The following is a 19,648-nucleotide window of genomic DNA, read 5'->3' as shown; positions in this document are numbered from 1 at the left end:
GCCCCCGCCGAACCGTCCCCCACCGGTCCGGACGGCGGCCGTCCGGGTTCTCACAGCGCGAACAGTCCGTCCGCCAGGGCTTCGGTGAGTGGTACCGGAGTGAGTGACACCTCGGTCCAGATGATCTTGCCCGTCGGCGTGTAACGGGTTCCCCAGCGGCGCGTCAGCTGTGCCACCAGGAACAGGCCTCGGCCGCCCTCGTCCTCCATGGCGGCCCGCCGGAGGTGGGGGGAGGTGTGGCCGCCGTCGGAGACCTCGACGATGAGGCCGCGCTCCCGGATGAGCCGCAGGGTCACCGGAGCGCCGCCGTACCGGAGGGCGTTGGTGACCAGCTCGCTGACGACGAGCTCGACCACGAACGACGCCGCCTCGTCGACCCCCCACGCGGTCAGCCGGTCACGGGCCAGCGAGCGCGCCCTCGCCACCTCTCCGGCGTCGAGCGGGATGTCCCAGGTCGCCACCAGGTTCTCGGCCAGCGCGTGGACGCGGAGCAGCAGCAGGGCGGCGTCGTCCTCGGGCGCCTGGGGCAGGAGCCGGCCGATGACGCCGTCACAGGTCTTCTCCAGCGGGTCGTGCCCGGGACCGGAGAGCGCGGCGCACAGGGAGCGGACCCCCCGGTCGATGTCCGTCTCGCGGCTCTCGACGAGTCCGTCGGTGTACAGGGCGAGCATCGCGGCTTCCGGCAGCTCGATGTCGGCGCTCTCGAACGGCAGGCCGCCCAGTCCGAGGGGCGGTCCGGCGGGCAGGTCCACCAGCTCGGCGTGGCCGTCGGGGGTGACGAGCACCGGGGGGAGATGCCCCGCACGGGCCATGACGCAGTGCCGGGAGACCGGATCGTAGATCGCGTACAGGCAGGTGACGCCCAACGCCTGGTCCTCGGCCTCGGTGGCCCCGGACGGCAGGGTGGTGTCGGTCCGCGCCACCAGGTCGTCGAGACGGGCGAGCAGCTCGTCGGGCGCCAGGTCCAGCGCCGCCAGGGCCGCCACCGTCGTGCGCACCCGGCCCATGGTGGCGGCCGCACCCATGCCGTGACCGGCGACGTCCCCCACCACCATGCCCACGCGCGCCCCGGACAGCGGGATGACGTCGTACCAGTCCCCGCCGACGCCGGCGGGCCCGGCCGCGGGCAGATAGCGGTGGGCGATCTCCAGGCCCGGCGGCTCGGGCAGCGCCCGGGGCAGCAGATCACGCTGGAGCATGAGGGCGGTCGCGTGTTCGCGGGTGTAGCGACGGGCGTTGTCCACGCAGACCGCGGTCCGGGAGACGAGCTCCTCGGCGAGCAGGATCTCCTCGGGCTCGAAGGGGCTCCTCGGCCAGGACCGTACGAGGGCCACGACGCCCAGGAGGGCGCCACGGGCCGTGAGCGGAACGGCGACCGCTCCGGCGGCCGGGTCGGCGACCGGTCCGGCCTCGGCCAGGCAGCGCAGGCGGAGGGCGTCCAGTGTGTCGGACGCGGTGGCGTCGGACGCGTCGGCGCAGGGGCGCCGCGCCGCTCGGCGGAGGGGGGAGCGGGTGCCGCCGCGCGGCGGCTCCTGTCCGCTCAGGACCGGTTCGAAGACGTCGACCACGGCGGCGTCGGCGAAGTCGGGGACCACGAGCTCCGCCAGGTCGCCCGCCGTGCGCTGGATGTCCAGGGTCCTGCCGATGCTGCCGCTGGCCCGGCTGAGCAGGGCGAGCCGCTGCCGCGCCACATAACGGTCGGTGATGTCGAGGCTCGCCTCGCAGACCCCGATCGGCCGGCCCTCCTCGTCCTGGAGCCGGAAGTAGGAGCACGACCAGACGCGCTCGCGATGGGGGTCGAGGCGGGTGGCACTCCGGTAGCGCACATCGGCCACGGGCGTGCCGGTGCGGACCACGCGTTCGACGATCTCCTCGACCCCCGAGACCTTCCGGTCGTCGTGTCCCAGCACACGGCCCTGCGGAAGGAGGTCCTTCACGAACCGTCCGGCCGCCTCCCGCAGCGGCACCCCGAACTGCTTCTCGACGGCGGCGTTGATCCAGCGCAGCCGGGCGCCCGTGTCGTACACGACCAGATGGACGGGCGACTCCCGGTCGAGTCCGGCGAGCACGCTCCGGCCGACGGCCTCCCAGTGCGCCTGCTCCGCGCCCGCCGCCATGAGGATCCACCCGAACGCGCCGTCCCCGTGGGCGAGCGGAGTGAGGGACAGCATCACCTCCAGGGAGCGTCCGTCACCGCGGCGGACGACCCGGGCGCCGAGCAGCCGTGTCGTGTCGCGGTCGCCGGCGAGGGGTGCGTCCGCCCCGGTCCCCGCGGCGGCCAGGACCGCGTCGGCGGACCGGCCGAGCACGTCGTCGGCCCGCAGACCGAACAGTTCCTCGGCCTCCGGGCTCCATCCGGTGAACCGCATGCGGCCGTCCAGCACCGCGGTGGCGCTGCCGGGTGGCGAGGTCTTCGAGAACGACCTGCCGTGCAGCCACGCTCCCGCGTCGTGCGCGTCGGGGAGACCCGTCATCGCTGCTCCTGAGGGTGGTGGAGTCAGTCGTCCGGCACGTTCAATTTACCGTGGGACGTCCTGCCTGACGCCTGCGCGCGACACGCAGCCGGGCCCCGCGCGGCATGACGCCCGCGCGCGACACGCCGCCGGGCCCCGCGCGGCGCCGGCCGGTCAGCGGACCATCGCCCGGCCCGCCTCGGTGGGCGGTCCGGACGGAGCGTGCCCGCGCCCCGCGGGACGTCGGTCCGGGGGCGACGCGGTGCTCCTCAGCTGTCGAAGTCGACGGTCAGGGTGTCGGAGACGGGGAAGGTCTGGCAGGTCAGGACGTAGCCGGCGTCGATCTCGGCGGGTTCCAGCGCGTAGTTGCGGCGCATGTCCGCCCTGCCGTCGGTGACCCGGGCGCGGCAGGTGCCGCAGACGCCGCCCTTGCAGGCGAAGGGCAGGTCGGGGCGGACCCGGGAGGCCGAGTCGAGGAGGGTGGCCTCGCGGGAGAGCGCGGAGGTGGTGGAGCGGCCGTCGAGGACGACGGTGACCTGGCTGACCGGCCCGTCGGGCCGCTCCTCCGCCCGGCGTACGGCCCCCGCCGGTTCCTCGCCCGCGAAGAACAGCTCCTGGTGGATCCGGTCGGCCGGCACCCCGAGCCCGGTCAGGACCTTCTGGGCGTCGCGGACCATGCCGTGCGGGCCGCACAGCCACCAGTGGTCGGCCCGGCCGACGTCGACCAGGCCGTCGACGAGCGCCGTGAGCCGGTCGGCGTCCAGGCGGCCGGTCAGCAGCTCCGCCTCCCGGGGCTCGCGGGAGAGCACGTGGGCGAGCTGGAACCGGGCGGGGTAGAGGTCCTTGAGGTCGGCGAGTTCGTCGGCGAACATCACCGAGTCGGTACGCCGGTTGCCGTAGAAGAGGGTGACGCGGGAGCGGTCGTCGGCGGCGAGGACGGACTCGGCGATGGAGAGCATCGGGGTGATGCCCGAACCGGCCGCGACGAGCACATGGTGTCCGGGCGTGGCCAGGTCCGGGGTGAAGGCGCCGGTCGGGGCCATCACCTCGACGGCGTCGCCCGCCCGGACCTCGTTCACCAGCCAGGAGGAGAACAGCCCGCCGGGCAGCGCGCGTACCCCGATCCGGGGCTGCGCACCGGCCGGGGAGCAGATCGAGTACGAGCGTCGCTCGTCCCGTCCGTCGACCTCGCGGCGCAGGGTCAGCGACTGGCCCGGCGCGAAGGCGAACTCCTCCGCCAGGTCGGCGGGGATGTCGAAGCCCACGGCGACGGCGTCCTCGCACAGGCGCCGCACGTCCGCCACCTTCAGGGTGTGGAAGGCCGGGCGGCGTCGTGGGCGCCGTACCGGGGCCGGGACGGTGGGACCGGGGGCGGGCAGGTCCTCCATCAGATCTCCTTGACGTACTCGAACGGTTCGAGGCAGGCGCGGCAGCGCCACAGCGCCTTGCAGGAGGTGGCGCCGAAGCGGGACGTCTCCTCGGTGTCGGTTGCGCCGCAGCGGGGGCAGGGCACCGTGCGGCGGGTGGCGGACAGGATCAGCGGCACCGGTCCGGACGCCGTGAGCGGCGCCGGTCCGGGCGGGGCGATGCCGTGCTCGGCGAGTTTGCGGCGCCCCTCGGGGGTGATCCAGTCGGTGGTCCACGGCGGGTCGAGGACCGTGCGGACCTCCACCCGCTCGTAGCCGGCGTCCGTCAGCCGTGCGGCGACCGCGGCGCGCATCTCGGCCATGGCCGGGCAGCCGGAGTAGGTGGGGGTGAGGGCGGCGACGACCGTGCCGTCGGCGGTCACCGTCACGTCCCGCAGCACGCCGAGGTCGGCCAGGGTGAGCATGGGCAGTTCCGGGTCGGGCACCTGCTCGGCGATGTGCCGGGCCCTGCGGGTGTCGGTGAGCACGGTCACCATGTCGCCTCCGGGTGGGCGCGGGCCACCGACTGGAGCTCGGCCAGCAGGGGGGCGAGGTGTTCGGTGTGGTCACCGTCGCGGCCCGAGCCGGCCGTCCCCGCGGTGCCGTCCGGCAGCGGCAGGCCCGCGGCCTCCGTGACGTGCCGCAGGACGGCGAGGACCTCGTTCCGCGCGTCGTGCGCCGCGAACAGCTCGCCCAGGTGGACGGCCGCCCCGGCGAGGCCGGTGCGCATGCGCCGGTGGGACTCCGCGGTGCCGTCGCCGAGCCGGACGACCCACTCGGCCGCGTACTGCCGGTGGTACGCCAGTTCCTTCACGCCCTTGGCGGCGACGGCGGCCAGCACCGGATCGGCCGAGGCGGCCAGGCGCTCGAAGTGGGCCAGCCGCCAGGTGGCGAACACCAGCAGCCGCGCCATGGTGAACGCGAAGTCACCGTTGGGCAGTTCGGCCAGGGTCACGTTGCGGAAGTCCCCGGCGTCGCGGAAGTAGGCGTAGGCGTCCTCGTCGCGGCCGGTGCCGTCGACCTGGCCGCAGCGTGCGTACAGCAGACGGGCCTGGCCGAGGAGGTCGAGGCCGATGTTGGCCAGCGCCACCTCCTCCTCCAGTTCCGGTGCCCGCGTGGTCCACTCCGCCAGGCGCTGGGCCATGACGAGGGCGTCGTCGCCCAGCGCCAGGCAGAGCGCGGCCAGTTCGGTCCGGTCGACGCCGTCGGGCACGGCGGTGCTCACGCCGTGCAGGGGGTCCTCGAAGCCGGTGCCGTAGGCCCACCGGGTGTCGTCCTGGTGCTCCTCGGCGAGGGTCATGTAGACGTGGTCGTCGCTCAAGCCCCGCTCCTAGATGTGAGGGACGTCGTCGGGGATGTCGTAGAAGGTCGGGTGCCGGTACACCTTGTCCGCGCTGGGCGCGAAGAAGGGGTCCTTCTCGTCGCGCGTGGAGGCGGCGATGTGCTCCGAGCGCACCACCCAGATGCTCACGCCCTCGTTGCGGCGGGTGTACAGGTCGCGGGCGTGGGTGAGCGCCATCGTGTCGTCGGCGGCGTGCAGCGAGCCGACGTGGACGTGGTTGAGGCCGCGCTTGCCGCGCACGAACACCTCGTACAGCGGCCAGCCCTGCTGGTCGGGGGTCATGCCGCCGCTCCCTTCCGCGCGCGGGCCGCCTGCTTGGCCGCGTGGGCGGTGGCCGCCTCGCGCACCCAGGCGCCGTCCTCGTGAGCGGCGCGTCGCCGCTCGATCCGTTCGGCGTTGCACGGCCCGTCGCCCCTGATGACCCGCATCAGCTCGGCCCAGTCGGGGGTGCCGAAGTCATGGCGGCCCCGCTCCTCGTTCCAGCGCAGCTCCGGGTCGGGCAGGGTGACACCGAGCTTCTCCGCCTGCGGGACGGTCATGTCGACGAACCTCTGGCGCAGCTCGTCGTTGCTGTGCCGCTTGATCTTCCAGGCCATGGACGCGGCCGAGTTGGGGGAGTTGTCGTCGGGCGGGCCGAACATCATCAGGGACGGCCACCACCAGCGGTTCACCGCGTCGTGGACCATCTCGCGCTGGGCTCGGGTGCCGCGCATCATCGTCAGCAGCAGCTCGTAACCCTGCCGCTGGTGGAACGACTCCTCCTTGCAGATGCGCACCATGGCGCGGGCGTAGGGGCCGTAGGAGCTGCGGCACAGGGGCACCTGGTTGCAGATGGCGGCGCCGTCCACGAACCAGCCGATCACTCCGACGTCGGCGAAGGTCGGCGTCGGGTAGTTGAAGATCGACGAGTATTTCTGCCGCCCTTCGATCAGCCGCTCGGTGAGGTCCGCGCGGTCGGCCCCCAGGGTCTCGGCGGCCGAGTACAGGTAGAGCCCGTGGCCGGCCTCGTCCTGCACCTTGGCGAACAGGATCGCCTTGCGCCGCAGCGACGGGGCGCGCGTGATCCACTCGCCTTCCGGCTGCATGCCGATGATCTCCGAATGCGCGTGCTGGGCCACCTGCCGGATCAGCGTCCTGCGGTAGCCGTCCGGCATCCAGTCCCGCGGTTCGATCCGCTGGTCGTGTGCGATCGTCGCGTCGAAGTGCTCCTGGAGCTCGGGCGGAGCACCGTTCGCTGCCGATGAGCCGGGTTGCTGAGCCGTCATCCGTACCACCCATCCCCTACCGACCATTCGTTCGGTCCATGATATGACGGGCTTCCCGGGTTCCGGCAAGTGCCGGAGGGGGCAGTTCTCTGCAGAGAACTGGGCGACGTCCTGGTGGCCACCGCCCGGGAAGTGACCCGTTTCGGTCGCAGTGGCATCTTCGACGTGGGCGTCGCGCAGCGGCGACGCGGTGATCGCGGAGTTCCACAGCCGCAGCCACAGCCACAGCATCCGGAGCACGCAATGCGAGGAGCCGCAATGAGCACCGACCCGACAGGACCGGCGGACGTGCGCCCCCGCCGCGGCGAACCCCTTCCGGCAAACCTGTGGGACGACGCCGAGCGGCTGCCGCGCGAGGAGGTGCGCGACCTCCAGCTGCGCCGCCTCCGGCGGACACTGCGGCACGCCTACGACAACGTCGAGCTCTACCGCGAGAAGTTCGACCGGGCCGGTGTGACGCCCGACGACTGCCGGACGCCGGAGGATCTGGCCCGCTTCCCGTTCACGACCAAGGCGGACCTGCGCGAGACGTACCCGTTCGGCATGTTCGCCGTGCCCCTGTCCGAGGTGCGGCGCATCCACGCCTCCAGCGGCACCACCGGCCGCCCGACGGTCGTCGGGTACACGGAGCGGGACCTGTCCACCTGGGCGGATCTCGTCGCCCGCTCCCTCCGCGCCGCCGGCGGCCGCCCCGGCCACAAGGTCCACATCAGCTACGGTTACGGCCTGTTCACCGGCGGGCTCGGCGCCCACTACGGCGCGGAGCGGGCCGGCTGTACGGTGATCCCCGCCTCGGGCGGTATGACCGCACGCCAGGTGCAGATCATCCAGGACTTCCGGCCCGAGATCATCATGGTCACCCCGTCCTACATGCTCACCCTGCTCGACGAGTTCGAGAAACAGGGCGTGGATCCGCGCTCCACCTCCCTGGAGGTGGGCATGTTCGGCGCCGAGCCGTGGACGGAGGAGATGCGCCACGAGATCGAGGAGCGCATGGACCTCCACGCGGTCGACATCTACGGACTCTCCGAGGTGATGGGTCCCGGCGTCGCCCAGGAGTGCGTGGACACCAAGGACGGCCTGCACGTGTGGGAGGACCACTTCCTCCCCGAGATCGTCGACCCCTTCACGGACGACGTCCTCGCCGACGGCGAGAGCGGTGAGCTGGTGTTCACCTCGCTCACCAAGGAGGCCCTGCCCGTCATCCGCTACCGCACCCGGGACCTGACCCGTCTCCTGCCCGGCACGGCCCGGGCCGGGTTCCGCCGCATCGAGAAGATCACCGGCCGCTGCGACGACATGATCATCCTGCGGGGGGTGAACGTCTTCCCGACCCAGATCGAGGAGGTCGTGCTGCGTACCCCCGGCGTCGCACCGCACTTTCAGATCGACCTCAGCAGGCGCGGACGGATGGACCACATGACCGTCCGGGTGGAAGCACGGCCGGACGCCGCACCGGAGCAGCGCGAGAGCGCGGCCGGCGCCATCGCCCAGGGCGTCAAGGACGGTGTCGGCATCAGCGTGGAGGTGGCCGTCGTGGACCCGGAGACCCTGGAGCGTTCCCTCGGCAAGCTCCGCAGGGTCAGGGACCGGCGCGGGGCGTGATCCGGCTCCTTGCGGGATGCCGGGCGGAGGGATGGCCGGAGCGCCGCCGCCCTCTCGGGTGCGCGAGGGGGCGGCGGGCCGTCAGGCGTGGAGCTGGAGCTGCTCGAGGACCGTGGCGAGGTGGGCGCGTTCCTCGGCGTCGAGGCCGCGCAGCGGCAGGGGGAGGTTGCGGTGGGCGGTCAGGCCCAACTGCGCGGCGGCCGCCGCGACGACCCGCAGGGATCCGCCGTGCCGGGCGAACAGGTCCCACAGGGGCTGGAGGCGCCGGGACTCTTCGAGGGCCCGCTCGTACCGGCCGGCCTGGGCCGCGCGGGTGAGGGCGAGGGCCGGCTCGGGGAAGGTGCCGCCGATCACCGAGTACCAGGCGTCGCATCCGGCGTTCAGGCCCCGGGCTGCGGCCGCGTCTCCGCTGACGCCCACCGTCACCGTGGCGGGCAGGAGCCGGCGCAGCCGCTCGACACGGGCCCGAGCCTCCGCGGGGTCGGCGGGAAGCGCGGGGATCTTGACGGACGCCACCTGCGGCAGCCGGGCCAGGCGCGTGTACAGCTCGTCGGTGAAGGTGAAGTGCGTGGTGCCGGGGTTGTCGTAGATCACCAGAGGGATCGACAGGTTCGCGGTGACCTCTTCGAACAGGCCGAAGACGTCGTCGTCGGTCAGCGGCTGGTAGGACACCGGCGCCAGCAGGACTCCGGCAGCGCCGGCGTTCTGCGCGTCCTCGGCGGCCTGGAGCACCTGGCGGGTGCGCAGCGCCCCGATGCCGACGATGACCGGCACCCCGTCGGCGTGCTCGACCGCGATGCGGGCGACACGGGCGCGTTCCTCGCGGGTCAGGTAGGCGTAGGAGCCGGTGGAGCCCAGCGCCCCGATCGAGTCGACGCCCGCGGCGGCGAGCCGGTCGACCAGCGCGGCGAACGCCTTCTCGTCGACGCTGCCGTCGCCGGGGATGGGAGTGAGCGGGAAGGCGCTCAGACCGGTGAACAAGACGAACCTCCAAGGGGAGTGGGTGGTGCTTCAGCGGTGGTGGGCCGCACGGACACCACCGTGCCTGGTGCCGCCGTGCGGGTGGGCGGGTCCGGGAGTGGTGGTCAGGCAGTGGTGTCGGGGTGTGCCGGGCCGAGGAAGTGCACGGTGCTCTGTTCGCAGTGCGGCTGGAGCAGGGTCCGGAGGTCGTCGGCCGCGGTCTTGAGCAGGTGCCCGTCGCGGGTGGCGGCGACGGTCTCCAGGACGAAGGCGACGTGGGGGGAGTCTTCGGTGACGCGGGTGCGGTGCGCGTCGCGGTGGTTCCAGTGCCGGGTGAGCACGTCGGTGGTGTCGGTGTAGATGATCTCGCCCGGCTTCGGGGTCTCGACGGTGCCGGGTTCGCCGAGCGGGGTGAAGGTCTCGCTGCCGTCGGCATAGCGGATCTCGACATCGCCGGTGACGTGGTCGAGGGCGAAGGCGCCGGCGGGCAGGCCGTGGCGGACGGAGACGGCGTTGTAGGAGTCGACGGCCGGGTTGATCCGGGGCAGCGTGCCCTTCTTGGCCATGCGGCGGCCCAGGGCGTCGACGCTGGGGCGGATGCGGCGGGGGTTGGTGCCGAAGGACCGGTAGGCGGCGTGCCACGCCTCGATGCGCGGGTCGCTCTCGTCGGCCGGCTGCCAGGCGCCGTCGGCGAGCTGGACCTCCAGGTCCTCCAGGGCGGCGGCGGTGGCGGGCCAGGGCTCGACGCCGCGCAGACCGGTGGCGGTGACGACGGCGATGAGGGTGTCGGGGAAGGCGTCGGCGACAGCGGGGCTGATACGGAAGGTGGTCACCAGGTGGTCCGTTCGGAGCGGGTGGCTGGGCGGGCGGGGTCAGGGGAGGGCGAGGAGGCTGACGGCGACGGCGGCGGTACCCGGGCCGATCAGCCGGCCGCGGTGGATCCGCTCGGCAAGGACGCTGCGGGCGAGCAGGACGGTGCCGACCGGGTACCGGGCGGTGATCACGGCGACGACGGCCAGGTCACCGCTGCTCGCGGCGAGCAGGAACAGAGCGATCACGGGTCTGTCCCCTACTATCAATGGAACGACTACACCGTACAACGTGCCGACCGGAAGCCGTCAACCGAACGACCGCACGGTGCAGTGCACTGATCCACTGCCTGAAGAGGTGAGAGCGATGGCCGAGACCGAGGCGGCGTTGCGGACACTCGCGCACAACGTCCGCGCGGCCCGTACCCGCGCCGGACTGTCCCTGGACGAACTCGGCCGGCGCGCCAAAGTCAGCAAGGGCGCCCTGGTCGCCCTGGAGAAGGCCCAGGGCAACCCCAATTTCGCCACCCTGGTCCGTCTCGCCGACACCTTCGGCGTCTCGGTGTCCGCACTGATGGAAGGGCCGGCCGAAGGCCGTGTGAGGGTCGCGTCCGCCGATGCCGTCACGCCGTTGTGGACCGGGGAGAAAGGCGGCGAGGCGCGGCTCATGCTGACCACGTCGGGACCGGCCCCGGTCGAGGTCTGGCGCTGGAAACTGGAACCCGGCGAGGAGTACCCCAGCCACCCGCACCAGAGCGGCGTCGTGGAGACCGTCAGCGTCACGACCGGGCAGATGGTGCTCGTCGTCGACGGCACCGAGCATGCGGTCCAGGCCGGGCAGACCGCCACGTTCGACGGCGACGCTTCCCACACCTACCGCGGCTCGGGCACCGGGACATGCCACCTGATCATGACCGTTCACCTTCCGCCCGGCCCTGGCTCGGCGGCCTGACCAGCACGTCACCAGGCAGCGCGAGGCCCCGTGCCGTGAACGGGCAGGGCGAGGCCCCGTGCGCGGTGGCCGGCGACCCGCTGGGGTACTTCCGGACCTCCCTCGCCCCGGAGTGGCCTGCCCGGTGAGTACAGCGACCACACGATCGATCCGGGCGACACGCTCGCCTCGTCCACGGACGACGTGGTGACCGCCCGGTACGACGACGTCGACGCCGGGCTGTCCGCGCTCCGCCGGACACCGGCCCGCTCCGGAGGGGCACCGGAGGCGGCGAACCGGGTAGTCGTGGGATGCGGGACCGGGGCGCGCCCACGACGTTCCCGCGCGTGACCTTTGCTGCCGCAAGGCCGATACTGCCGACAGCAGCACTCCGGCCTGGACCCGCCCGATCATCCACCCCCTCTGATGCACCGTCACCAAAGTCACCGTCAAGCCGGCACCAGGACCGTCGGAGCCCGCTTCGGACCGCCACCGACCGCCAGGATCGAAGGTCACTCGAACCCCTCTGACCAGCGAAAACACAGGACATGGACTTACCTGCCACCCTTCCCAGGAGGTACCCATGAGGATGCTCATCAACGTTCCCGAGACCGTCGTCGCGGACGCCCTGCGCGGGATGGCCGCCGCCCACCCCGAGCTGACCGTCGACGTCGAGAACCGCGTGATCGTGCGGCGGGACGCGCCGGTGGCCGGGAAAGTGGGCCTGGTGTCGGGGGGCGGCTCGGGGCACGAACCCCTGCACGGGGGATTCGTGGGACCGGGGATGCTCTCGGCGGCCTGCCCGGGGGAGGTCTTCACCTCGCCGGTGCCGGACCAGATGGTGCGCGCGGCCGCCGCCGTCGACAGCGGGGCCGGGGTGCTGTTCATCGTGAAGAACTACACCGGCGACGTGCTCAACTTCGACATGGCCGCGGAACTGGCCGAGGACGAGGGCATCCAGATCGCGAAAGTGCTGGTCAACGATGACGTCGCGGTGACCGACAGCCTGTACACGGCGGGGCGGCGCGGTACCGGCGCGACACTGTTCGTGGAGAAGATCGCGGGTGCCGCCGCCGACGAGGGCCTGCCGCTGGAGCATGTCGAGGCGATCGCGCGGGAGGTCAACGAGAGCGCGCGCAGCTTCGGCGTGGCGCTCAGCGCGTGCACCACCCCCGCCAAGGGCAGTCCGACCTTCGACCTGCCGCCCGGCGAGCTGGAGTTGGGTATCGGCATCCACGGCGAGCCGGGGCGTGAGCGGCGCGCGATGATGACCGCCGGGGAGATCGCCGACTTCGCGGTCGACGCCCTCGTGGAGGACCTGTCACCGCGCAACCCGGTCCTCGTCCTCGTCAACGGCATGGGTGCCACCCCGCTGCTGGAGCTGTACGGCTTCAACGCCGAGGTGCAGCGTGTCCTGGCCCAGCGCGGGGTCGCCGTCGCCCGTACGCTCGTCGGCAACTACGTGACGTCCCTCGACATGGCGGGCGCCTCGGTCACCCTGTGCCAGGTGGACGAGGAACTGCTGCGGCTGTGGGACGCGCCGGTGAGCACGCCGGGGCTGCGCTGGGGCCGATGACCCGGGGGCCCGCCCGGGAGGCCACGACGCCCGACCCACCTACCAGGCAAGGAGATCCAGTGCTCGACGCCGACTTCTTCCGCCGTTGGATGACGGCCACCGCCGCGTCCGTCGACCGCGAGGCGGAACGCCTCACCGCCCTCGACTCCCCCATCGGGGACGCCGACCACGGCAGCAACCTGCACCGCGGGTTCAGCGCCGTCACCGCCGCCCTGGAGAAGGAGGCTCCGGCGACGCCCGGGGCCGTCCTCGTGCTCGCCGGGCGTCAGCTCATCTCGACCGTCGGCGGGGCGTCGGGTCCCCTGTACGGCACGCTCCTGCGGCGGACGGGCAAGGCGCTCGGGGACGGGGCCGAGGTGAGCGAGGAGCAGTTCGCCGAGGCGCTGCGCGCCGGTGTGGACGCGGTGATGCAGCTCGGCGGGGCCGCGCCGGGCGACAAGACGATGATCGACGCGCTGGTGCCCGCCGTGGAGGCGCTGGGCGCCGGGTTCGGCGCGGCGCGGGACGCCGCGGAGCAGGGGGCCGTCGCCACCGTCCCCCTCCAGGCGCGCAAGGGCCGGGCGAGCTATCTGGGCGAGCGCAGCATCGGGCACCAGGACCCGGGCGCCACCTCGTCCGCCCTGCTCGTCGCGGGACTCGTGGAGGCCTCCGGTGAGTGAGAGCCGACGGGTCGGGATCGTGCTCGTCTCGCACAGCGCCCAGGTCGCCGCCGCCGTCGTGGAGCTGGCCCGGGGTCTCGCGGGCGGCGGCGCGGACGTGCCCGTCGCTCCGGCGGGCGGCACCGAGGGCGGCGGGCTCGGGACGAGCGCGGAGTTGATCAGCGCTGCCGCGGCCTCGGTGGACCGCGGTGCCGGGATCGCCGTCCTCACCGACCTCGGAAGCGCCGTGCTCACCGTGAAGGCACTGCTCGCCGAGGGCGACGAACTGCCGGACGCCACCCGTCTCGTGGACGCGCCGTTCGTGGAGGGCGCGGTCGCCGCCGTCGTCACAGCGGCCACGGGAGCCGACCTCGACGCGGTGGAGGCGGCGGCCGCCGAGGCGTACTCCTACCGGAAGGTGTGACCGGGCCCCTTCGCGTGCCCGACCGTGCCGGTCACGGGGCCCCGCGGTCCTCGGCGAGCGGCTGCCCGGCCCCGGTGGCGCCCGGCCCCCGCGCCGCGTCCCGGGTGCCCCGGACGAACGAGCGCGCGAGCCGTTCGCCCACCTCGACGGCGGACGCGTGGCTCTCGACGGGGGTCGCCCGGGAGTCCTCGAAGAGGATGTAGGTGACGCCGGAGGGGGTGCCGCCGCCGTGCGGGTCGGGGCGGATGCCCAGGGCCGCGGCGGTGGCGTACGAGGCCTCGCCGATGATCGCGGACGGTCCGACGTCCCCGACGACGGCGTACTGGACCCGGTCCCGGTGGACGACGGCCGCCACGGTTCCGCCGCGCACCCCGTGGGCGCGGTAGTCCCAGAGGGTGCTCGGGGCGGGCACGACGATGTACGGCAGGCTCTCGGCGCTCAGGTATCGGCCGTCGGACTGGGTGAAGGCGGTGGCCGACGAGAAGTCGGGGTCGGTGGTGGCGTTGCAGCGGGTGCCGGGGCGGCCGTCGCAGTCGATGTCCATGTCGGCCGCCCAGAAGACGGCGCCCTCGGTGCCGCAGACCGGGATCGTGGCGGAAGCGGCGGCATCGCTGCGGTAGAGGCCGCGGGAGACGCGGGTGCAGTTGCGCACGCGGGCCAGCAGGTCGGCGGCGGACACGGTGCCCTCCCGCGGCGCGGCCGGTCTCCGGGGGACGTCGGAGGCCGGCCGCGCCACGGCGGGGACGGCGGTCGGGGCGAGCAGGACGAGGCCGGCCGCGGCCAGCGTCAGGGGCGCCCTCCGCCTCACCCGGTGCGGCAACTGGACAGGCACGGCGGGACCCTCTCGTGGGGGACGGTGGAGAACTCCCCGCCCAATCTGGGGCCGGCCGTCTCCCGGGGCCACCCGAGGGGGCCGTACGGTGCACGCGCCCCTCGCGGCGTACGGCCGGGAACCGGGGCCGCGGTCCGGGGACGTGGGCCTGGTATGTGAGCCGGGGACCGGGTACGTGGGCCGGGGACCGGGTACGTGAGCCGGGGACCGGGTACGTGGGCCGGGGACCGGTGCCGTCTCGGTACCGGTCCCCGGCCGCCCCGCCGGCGTGGGATCAGCGACGACAGCGTTCCACGCCGACGGCGCGAACTCCCCTGAATCAGAGGGAAGTTCAGCCGTGGAAGCCTCAGCATACGGAACTGCCCCGGCCGCCCACCAACACCGGCCCCGCACCGCCCCCTTGATGTGCTCGCGCCACCGCGCCATATTGGTCCGGACCATTGCCGCCGTAGCGGGCCGGGAGGCGAAGCCGTGCGACGCGTAGTGCTGTGCGGGTGGGTCCTGGCGGTGTGCTGCGGATGCGCGGCGCCGGGCGACGGTGACGAGGAGCGGGCGCCCGACGCTCCGACCGGGGTCACGGCCGAGGCGGGAAGCGCGACCAGCGTGCACGTGATGTGGAACGCGGTCGCCGGGGCCCGCGCGTACGAGGTGTACCGGGGCACCACGAAGGCCGGTGAGGTGCCCGGCTCCGACCGCATGCTCGACGTCACCCGGCTCGCCCCGGCCACCGGCTACGCCTTCACCGTGCGGGCCCGGGACGCCGGGGGACGGCTCGGCCCGCGCAGCCGGGAGGTACGGGCGACGACCCCGGCGGCGGTCGCGGCGGACCGGACGGCCCCGACCCGGCCGGCCGGCACGGTGGGCCGGGCCGCGGGGAGCCGGGCGGCCCAGCTGTCCTGGTCGGCCTCCACGGACGACCGCGCGGTGGTGTCGTACGACGTCTACCAGGGCGGGGTGAAGATCCACAGCGTCGGCGGGAACCAGACGGCGACGGTGGTCACGGGACTGCGGCCGGGCACCCGGTACTCCTTCACCGTGCGGGCGCGGGACGCGGCCGACAACCTCTCGCCGGCCGGCGCGGTCGTACGCCTGACCACCGGGCCCGGCACGGACCAGGGGCGGGACACCGCGCCGACGGACCTGCGGGCGACGGTCCGCGCGGCGGACGGGGCGTTCTCCGTGGAGCTCACCTGGGTGCCACCGCGCGTGGACGGCGTGGTCACGGAGTACCAGATCCAGTTCGACGGGCAGCCCGCCACCTCCCTCGTGTGGGGCGGGAACCCCCCGCGGGAGAAGGCCACTTACAGCTTCTACGTGGGACGCGAGGCCGGTGTCGGACACCGGGTGCGGCTGCGGGCCCGGCTGCCGGACGGGACGTGGGGGGCGTTCTCCGAGGAGCGGACGGTGACGACGGGCGGCCACCGGGGCTGAGCCGTCCGGAGGACCACGTCACCCGGACGGGGGCGGCCGGGGTGCGGCACGGTCCGGGGGCGCATTGGCTGCCCCTGAGGCAGCACGGGCGTACCCGATCCTCGGCGGCGCAAGGGATGTACCGCCAACCGTGCCGCCGGAGGACATCCGATGCGCACTTCCCGTCTCCTCACCCGCTCCGGACTGACCGTGGCAGCCGCCGCCGCGCTCCCGCTCGCGGTGACCGCCCGGCCGGCCGCGGGGATCTCCGGCATCTCCGTCAGCACGACCGGTTCCACGGTGTCCGTGGTGACCAGCGCGTGCACCCAGGCCAACGGCAGCTGGGGCACGGCGGCACTGCTCACCAGCGGCCAGCCGAACTTCTCCCAGGGCCGGCAGGTGGCCCTGTCGGGCACCAGCGTCAGTCAGTCCGCCGCCTGGTCGGGCATCACCCCCGGCACGTACACGGTCGTCGTCATGTGCGCGAACGGCACCACCGCCGGCACCCAGTCGGTGATCGTCGCGGCCGCGTCCGACCCGACGATCTCCACGACGTCCTCGCCCACCCGGGGCGTCCTGGGCGGCACGGGCGGCACGGTCCGCGACTACGGCGCGGTCAGCATGGCGGTCGGCGGTGCCCTGGTCGGGTCCGGCGTCGTGGCGGCGGTCTGGTTCCTGCGCCGCCGCTCGAGGCAGCACCGCTTCTAGCGGCCCTGTCGGCCATCCGCCCGGCCGGTGGGGCTCCCGCCCGGCCGGATCAGCCGGTCCGGGGACGCTGCCTCGGCCGATGCAGGGGACGCCGCCTCGGCCGGTCCCGGGACGCCGCCTCGGCCGGTCCCGGGACGCTGCCTCGGCCGGTCCTAGGACGCCTGCTCGGCCGGTCCCCCGGGCAGTATCCCGGGAAGTTCCTCCAGTGCCTCGGTCAGCCACTGCGTCCAGAAGGTCTCCAGCTGGATGCCCGCGCGCAGGACCAGGTGCTGAAGCCTGGCCTGCGCGCTGTCGCTGCCGGGCGGGAAGTCGCGCTGCTCGATCTCCTCGTACTCGGCCAGCTGCCGCCGGTGCAGGTCCAGATGGCGGCGCAGGTCGGCCTCCAGGCCGGCGGTGCCGACGACGGCGGCGGCGCGCAGCCGCAGCAGCAGCGCGTCCCGGTGCGGCTTGGGGTCCTGCGCCGCGGCGGTCCAGCGTTCGAGTTCGGCGCGGCCCGCGGGCAGGACCTCGTAGCTCTTGCGCTGCCCGCGCGTCGGTCCTTCGGCGGGCAGGGCCCGGATGTGGCCCCCGGCCTCCAGCCGCCCCAGCTCACGGTAGATCTGCTGGTGCGTCGCCGACCAGAAGTAGCCGATCGACTTGTCGAACCGGCGGGTCAGGTCCAGTCCCGACGACGGCTTCTCGAGCAGGGCGGTGAGGATCGCGTGCGGGAGTGACATGGGCCCATCCTAGGGACGCGCCCGGCAGGGCCTACAGCGCCGCCGCCAGCTCGGTGCCCTGCTTGACGGCCCGTTTGGCGTCCAGTTCGGCGGCCACGTCGGCGCCGCCGATGAGGTGGGCCTTCACCCCGGCGGCGACCAGCTCCTCGTAGAGGTCCCGGCGCGGTTCCTGGCCGGTGCACAGCACGACGGTGTCGACCGGGAGGACCGTGCTCTCCTCGCCGACGGTGATGTGCAGTCCGGCGTCGTCGATGCGGTCGTAGCGCACGCCCGGGACCATGGTGACGCCGCGGTGCTTGAGCTCGGTGCGGTGGATCCAGCCGGTGGTCTTCCCGAGTCCGGCGCCGACCTTGGTGGTCTTGCGCTGGAGCAGGTGGACGGTGCGCGGCGGGGCGGGCCGCTCGGGCGCGGCGAGGCCGCCGGGGGCCCGGTAGTCCATATCCACGCCCCAGTGGCGGAAGTACGTCGCGGGGTCCTCGCTCGCCCGGTCGCCGCCGTCGGTGAGGAACTCGGCGACGTCGAAGCCGATGCCGCCGGCGCCCAGGACGGCGACCCGCTCGCCCACGGGGGCGCGGTCGCGCAGGACGTCCAGGTAGCCGACGACGCTCGGGTGGTCGACGCCGGGGATGTCGGGGGTGCGGGGGGTCACGCCGGTGGCGACGACGACCTCGTCGTAGCCGGACAGGTCCCCGGCGGCCACCCAGGTGTTCAGGCGTACGTCCACGCCGTGCGCGTCGATCTGGTGGCGGAAGTAGCGCAGCGTCTCGTCGAACTCCCGCTTGCCGGGGACCTGGCGGGCCACGTTGAGCTGGCCGCCGATCTCGCTCGCGGCGTCGAACAGCGTGACCCGGTGGCCGCGTTCGGCCGCCGACACCGCGCAGGCGAGGCCCGCCGGTCCGGCGCCGACGACGGCGACGCGCTTGCGCACCCGGGTCGGGGCGAGCACCAGCTCGGTCTCGTGGCAGGCGCGCGGGTTGACCAGGCAGGAGGTGATCTGCCCGCCGAAGGTGTGGTCGAGGCAGGCCTGGTTGCAGCCGATGCAGGTGTTGATGGCCTCGGGCGTGCCGGCCGCGGCCTTGGCGACGAAGTCGGGGTCGGCGAGCATGGGACGGGCCATGGACACCAGGTCGGCGCAGCCGTCGGCGAGCAGTTCCTCGGCGAGCTCCGGGGTGTTGATGCGGTTGGTGGTGACGAGGGGGACGGACACCTTCCCCATGAGCTTCCTCGTCACCCAGGTGTACGCGCCGCGCGGCACGGAGGTGGCGATGGTGGGGATGCGGGCCTCGTGCCAGCCGATGCCGGTGTTGATGATCGTCGCCCCGGCCTCCTCGACGGCCCGCGCGAGGGTGACGACCTCGTCGAGCGTCGAGCCGCCGGGCACCAGGTCGAGCATCGACAGCCGGTAGATGACGACGAAGTCCTCGCCGACCGTCTCGCGCACCCGCCGGACGATCTCCACCGGGAAGCGCATCCGGTTCTCGTAGGAGCCGCCCCAGCGGTCCGTGCGCCGGTTGGTCCGCGCGGCGGTGAACTCGTTGATGAGGTAGCCCTCGGAGCCCATGATCTCGACGCCGTCGTAGCCGGCCCGCCGGGCGAGGCGGGCGGCGCGGGCGTAGTCGTCGACGGTGCGCTCGACGTCGGCGTCGGTGAGCTCGCGCGGCGGGAAGGGGCTGATAGGGGCCTGGAGAGGGCTGGGGGCGACCAGGTCGCGGTGGTAGGCGTAGCGGCCGAAGTGCAGGATCTGCATCGCGATGCGGCCGCCCTCGCGGTGGACGGCCCCGGTGATCACCCGGTGCTGTTCGGCCTCCGCGTCCGTGGTCAGCTTGGCGCCGCCCTCGTACGGCCGTCCCTCGTCGTTGGGGGCGATGCCGCCGGTGACGATGAGGCCCACTCCCCCGCGCGCGCGGGCCGCGTAGAAGGCCGCCATGCGCTCGAAGCCGCCCTCGGCCTCTTCCAGGCCGACGTGCATCGAGCCCATCAGGACGCGGTTGGGCAGCGTGGTGAAGCCCAGGTCCAGCGGGCTCAGCAGATGCGGGTAACGGCTCAAGGCAGGCCTCCGTGCGCGGTGTCGTCACCTCCAGTTCTAGAGGACCGCGCACGGGTTATGCAACTAGTTGCACAATGGGGGATGAGGGGTGTGCCGCAGGTCACCGGCTTTCGAGCAGGACGTGCAGTTCCCTCTCCTGGTCCCCGGAGGCCGAGGACAGGTCGCGCACGGCGAACAGGGAGTCGAGCGTCGTGCGGAGCCGGTCGATCGCCCAGTAGCCGCCCTGCGCGTCGGCCTCCACGGAGGACGACAGCCGGGGCGGGGTCGCGCACTCCTGGGCCTCGCTGACCTCGAAGGTGCCGAGCCAGACCATCGGGCGTGTCTCGTGGAGCTGTTCGGGCACGTCCTCGGCGCACCGGTCGGACTCGTAGCACGCGCACAGCGCGTCGAACACGATCCGGGCGTCTTCCTTGCTGCATCCGCTGATCTCGACGGAGACGGACTCCTCGTGCGTTCGCTCGCGGTCCATCGTGATCGCTCCTCTCGTGGCGGTGGCGCGACAGCGCGGGTTCCCCGCGAACCGCGC

19 protein-coding genes and 1 pseudogene are annotated in these 19,648 nt (G+C 73.5%); 7 read left to right on the top strand and 13 right to left on the bottom strand.

Going from position 1 to position 19,648, the window contains the following annotated elements; genetic code table 11:
• Positions 1-50: 50 nt before the first annotated feature.
• The 6 genes from ACIP67_RS01035 to paaA all read right to left on the bottom strand — a co-directional run bounded on the left by ACIP67_RS01035 (position 51) and on the right by paaA (position 6,466).
• On the bottom strand, positions 51-2,474 hold the full coding sequence (locus ACIP67_RS01035) for a SpoIIE family protein phosphatase (RefSeq protein WP_401685427.1): 2,424 nt from the start codon (positions 2,472-2,474) through the stop codon (positions 51-53).
• 248 nt (positions 2,475-2,722) lie between these two features.
• Positions 2,723-3,841, bottom strand: coding sequence for a 1,2-phenylacetyl-CoA epoxidase subunit PaaE (gene paaE, locus ACIP67_RS01030; RefSeq protein WP_401685424.1), 1,119 nt, complete (start codon positions 3,839-3,841; stop codon positions 2,723-2,725).
• A complete protein-coding gene (gene paaD, locus ACIP67_RS01025) occupies positions 3,841-4,356 on the bottom strand; it encodes a 1,2-phenylacetyl-CoA epoxidase subunit PaaD (RefSeq protein ID WP_401685421.1) in 516 nt (171 codons plus the stop codon). The genes paaE and paaD overlap by 1 nt, the downstream gene beginning before the upstream one ends.
• On the bottom strand, positions 4,350-5,180 hold the full coding sequence (gene paaC / locus ACIP67_RS01020) for a 1,2-phenylacetyl-CoA epoxidase subunit PaaC (RefSeq protein WP_401685419.1): 831 nt from the start codon (positions 5,178-5,180) through the stop codon (positions 4,350-4,352). Before paaC ends, paaD begins: the two co-directional genes overlap by 7 nt.
• A 9-nt stretch (positions 5,181-5,189) precedes the next feature.
• A complete protein-coding gene (gene paaB / locus ACIP67_RS01015) occupies positions 5,190-5,483 on the bottom strand; it encodes a 1,2-phenylacetyl-CoA epoxidase subunit PaaB (protein WP_401685416.1) in 294 nt (97 codons plus the stop codon).
• A complete protein-coding gene (paaA, locus tag ACIP67_RS01010) occupies positions 5,480-6,466 on the bottom strand; it encodes a 1,2-phenylacetyl-CoA epoxidase subunit PaaA (RefSeq protein ID WP_401685414.1) in 987 nt (328 codons plus the stop codon). Before paaA ends, paaB begins: the two co-directional genes overlap by 4 nt.
• Positions 6,467-6,724: 258 nt before the next feature.
• Between paaA and paaK the strand changes: the two genes are divergently transcribed.
• Positions 6,725-8,071 (top strand): phenylacetate--CoA ligase PaaK, encoded by a 1,347-nt coding sequence (paaK, locus tag ACIP67_RS01005; RefSeq protein ID WP_401685411.1) that lies wholly within the window; start codon positions 6,725-6,727, stop codon positions 8,069-8,071.
• Between the two features lie 81 nt (positions 8,072-8,152).
• On the opposite strand, the gene ACIP67_RS01000 is transcribed toward paaK, so the two are convergent.
• From ACIP67_RS01000 to ACIP67_RS00990, 3 genes and pseudogenes are all read right to left on the bottom strand, one after another.
• A complete protein-coding gene (locus ACIP67_RS01000; RefSeq protein ID WP_401685409.1) occupies positions 8,153-9,052 on the bottom strand; it encodes a dihydrodipicolinate synthase family protein in 900 nt (299 codons plus the stop codon).
• Positions 9,053-9,156: 104 nt separating this feature from the next.
• On the bottom strand, positions 9,157-9,864 hold the full coding sequence (locus ACIP67_RS00995) for a B3/4 domain-containing protein (RefSeq protein WP_401685406.1): 708 nt from the start codon (positions 9,862-9,864) through the stop codon (positions 9,157-9,159).
• A 39-nt stretch (positions 9,865-9,903) separates the two neighbouring features.
• Positions 9,904-10,080: pseudogene (locus ACIP67_RS00990) on the bottom strand (EamA family transporter); the annotation flags it as partial.
• A gap of 127 nt (positions 10,081-10,207) precedes the next feature.
• On the opposite strand from ACIP67_RS00990, the gene ACIP67_RS00985 reads away from it, so the two are divergent.
• The 4 genes from ACIP67_RS00985 (at position 10,208) to ACIP67_RS00970 (ending at position 13,409) form a co-directional block, all read left to right on the top strand.
• The gene (locus tag ACIP67_RS00985; RefSeq protein WP_401685403.1) at positions 10,208-10,792 is read left to right on the top strand and encodes a helix-turn-helix domain-containing protein; all 585 of its coding nucleotides are present in this window, start codon (positions 10,208-10,210) and stop codon (positions 10,790-10,792) included.
• 562 nt (positions 10,793-11,354) lie between these two features.
• Positions 11,355-12,347 carry a dihydroxyacetone kinase subunit DhaK gene (dhaK, locus tag ACIP67_RS00980; protein ID WP_401685401.1) on the top strand — a complete coding sequence of 331 codons (993 nt, stop codon included), beginning with the start codon at positions 11,355-11,357 and terminating at the stop codon, positions 12,345-12,347.
• Between the two features lie 59 nt (positions 12,348-12,406).
• Entirely contained in the window at positions 12,407-13,006 is a 600-nt protein-coding gene (gene dhaL, locus ACIP67_RS00975) for a dihydroxyacetone kinase subunit DhaL (RefSeq protein WP_401685398.1), read from the top strand.
• Positions 12,999-13,409 (top strand): PTS-dependent dihydroxyacetone kinase phosphotransferase subunit DhaM, encoded by a 411-nt coding sequence (locus ACIP67_RS00970; protein ID WP_401685396.1) that lies wholly within the window; start codon positions 12,999-13,001, stop codon positions 13,407-13,409. Before dhaL ends, ACIP67_RS00970 begins: the two co-directional genes overlap by 8 nt.
• 31 nt (positions 13,410-13,440) lie before the next feature.
• Here the strand turns inward: ACIP67_RS00970 and ACIP67_RS00965 are convergent, their stop codons facing one another.
• The gene (locus ACIP67_RS00965; protein ID WP_401685393.1) at positions 13,441-14,241 is read right to left on the bottom strand and encodes a glycoside hydrolase family 75 protein; all 801 of its coding nucleotides are present in this window, start codon (positions 14,239-14,241) and stop codon (positions 13,441-13,443) included.
• A 471-nt stretch (positions 14,242-14,712) separates the two neighbouring features.
• Between ACIP67_RS00965 and ACIP67_RS00960 the strand changes: the two genes are divergently transcribed.
• Both ACIP67_RS00960 and ACIP67_RS00955 read left to right on the top strand, forming a co-directional pair.
• On the top strand, positions 14,713-15,672 hold the full coding sequence (locus ACIP67_RS00960; protein WP_401685391.1) for a fibronectin type III domain-containing protein: 960 nt from the start codon (positions 14,713-14,715) through the stop codon (positions 15,670-15,672).
• Between the two features lie 150 nt (positions 15,673-15,822).
• Positions 15,823-16,359, top strand: a complete 537-nt coding sequence (locus tag ACIP67_RS00955) for a hypothetical protein (protein ID WP_401685389.1) — start codon at positions 15,823-15,825, stop codon at positions 16,357-16,359.
• A gap of 152 nt (positions 16,360-16,511) precedes the next feature.
• On the opposite strand, the gene ACIP67_RS00950 is transcribed toward ACIP67_RS00955, so the two are convergent.
• The 3 genes from ACIP67_RS00950 to ACIP67_RS00940 form a co-directional block, all read right to left on the bottom strand.
• A complete protein-coding gene (locus ACIP67_RS00950) occupies positions 16,512-17,075 on the bottom strand; it encodes a PadR family transcriptional regulator (protein WP_401685386.1) in 564 nt (187 codons plus the stop codon).
• Between the two features lie 31 nt (positions 17,076-17,106).
• A complete protein-coding gene (locus ACIP67_RS00945; RefSeq protein WP_401685384.1) occupies positions 17,107-19,122 on the bottom strand; it encodes an FAD-dependent oxidoreductase in 2,016 nt (671 codons plus the stop codon).
• Positions 19,123-19,222: 100 nt separating this feature from the next.
• On the bottom strand, positions 19,223-19,591 hold the full coding sequence (locus ACIP67_RS00940; protein ID WP_389516037.1) for a hypothetical protein: 369 nt from the start codon (positions 19,589-19,591) through the stop codon (positions 19,223-19,225).
• Between the last annotated feature and the right edge of the window lie 57 nt (positions 19,592-19,648).

This window comes from Streptomyces sp. NPDC088812, from assembly GCF_044750285.1.
In the GTDB taxonomy this organism is placed as follows: domain Bacteria; phylum Actinomycetota; class Actinomycetes; order Streptomycetales; family Streptomycetaceae; genus Streptomyces.
This window is presented reverse-complemented; position numbering and strand designations above follow the sequence as displayed.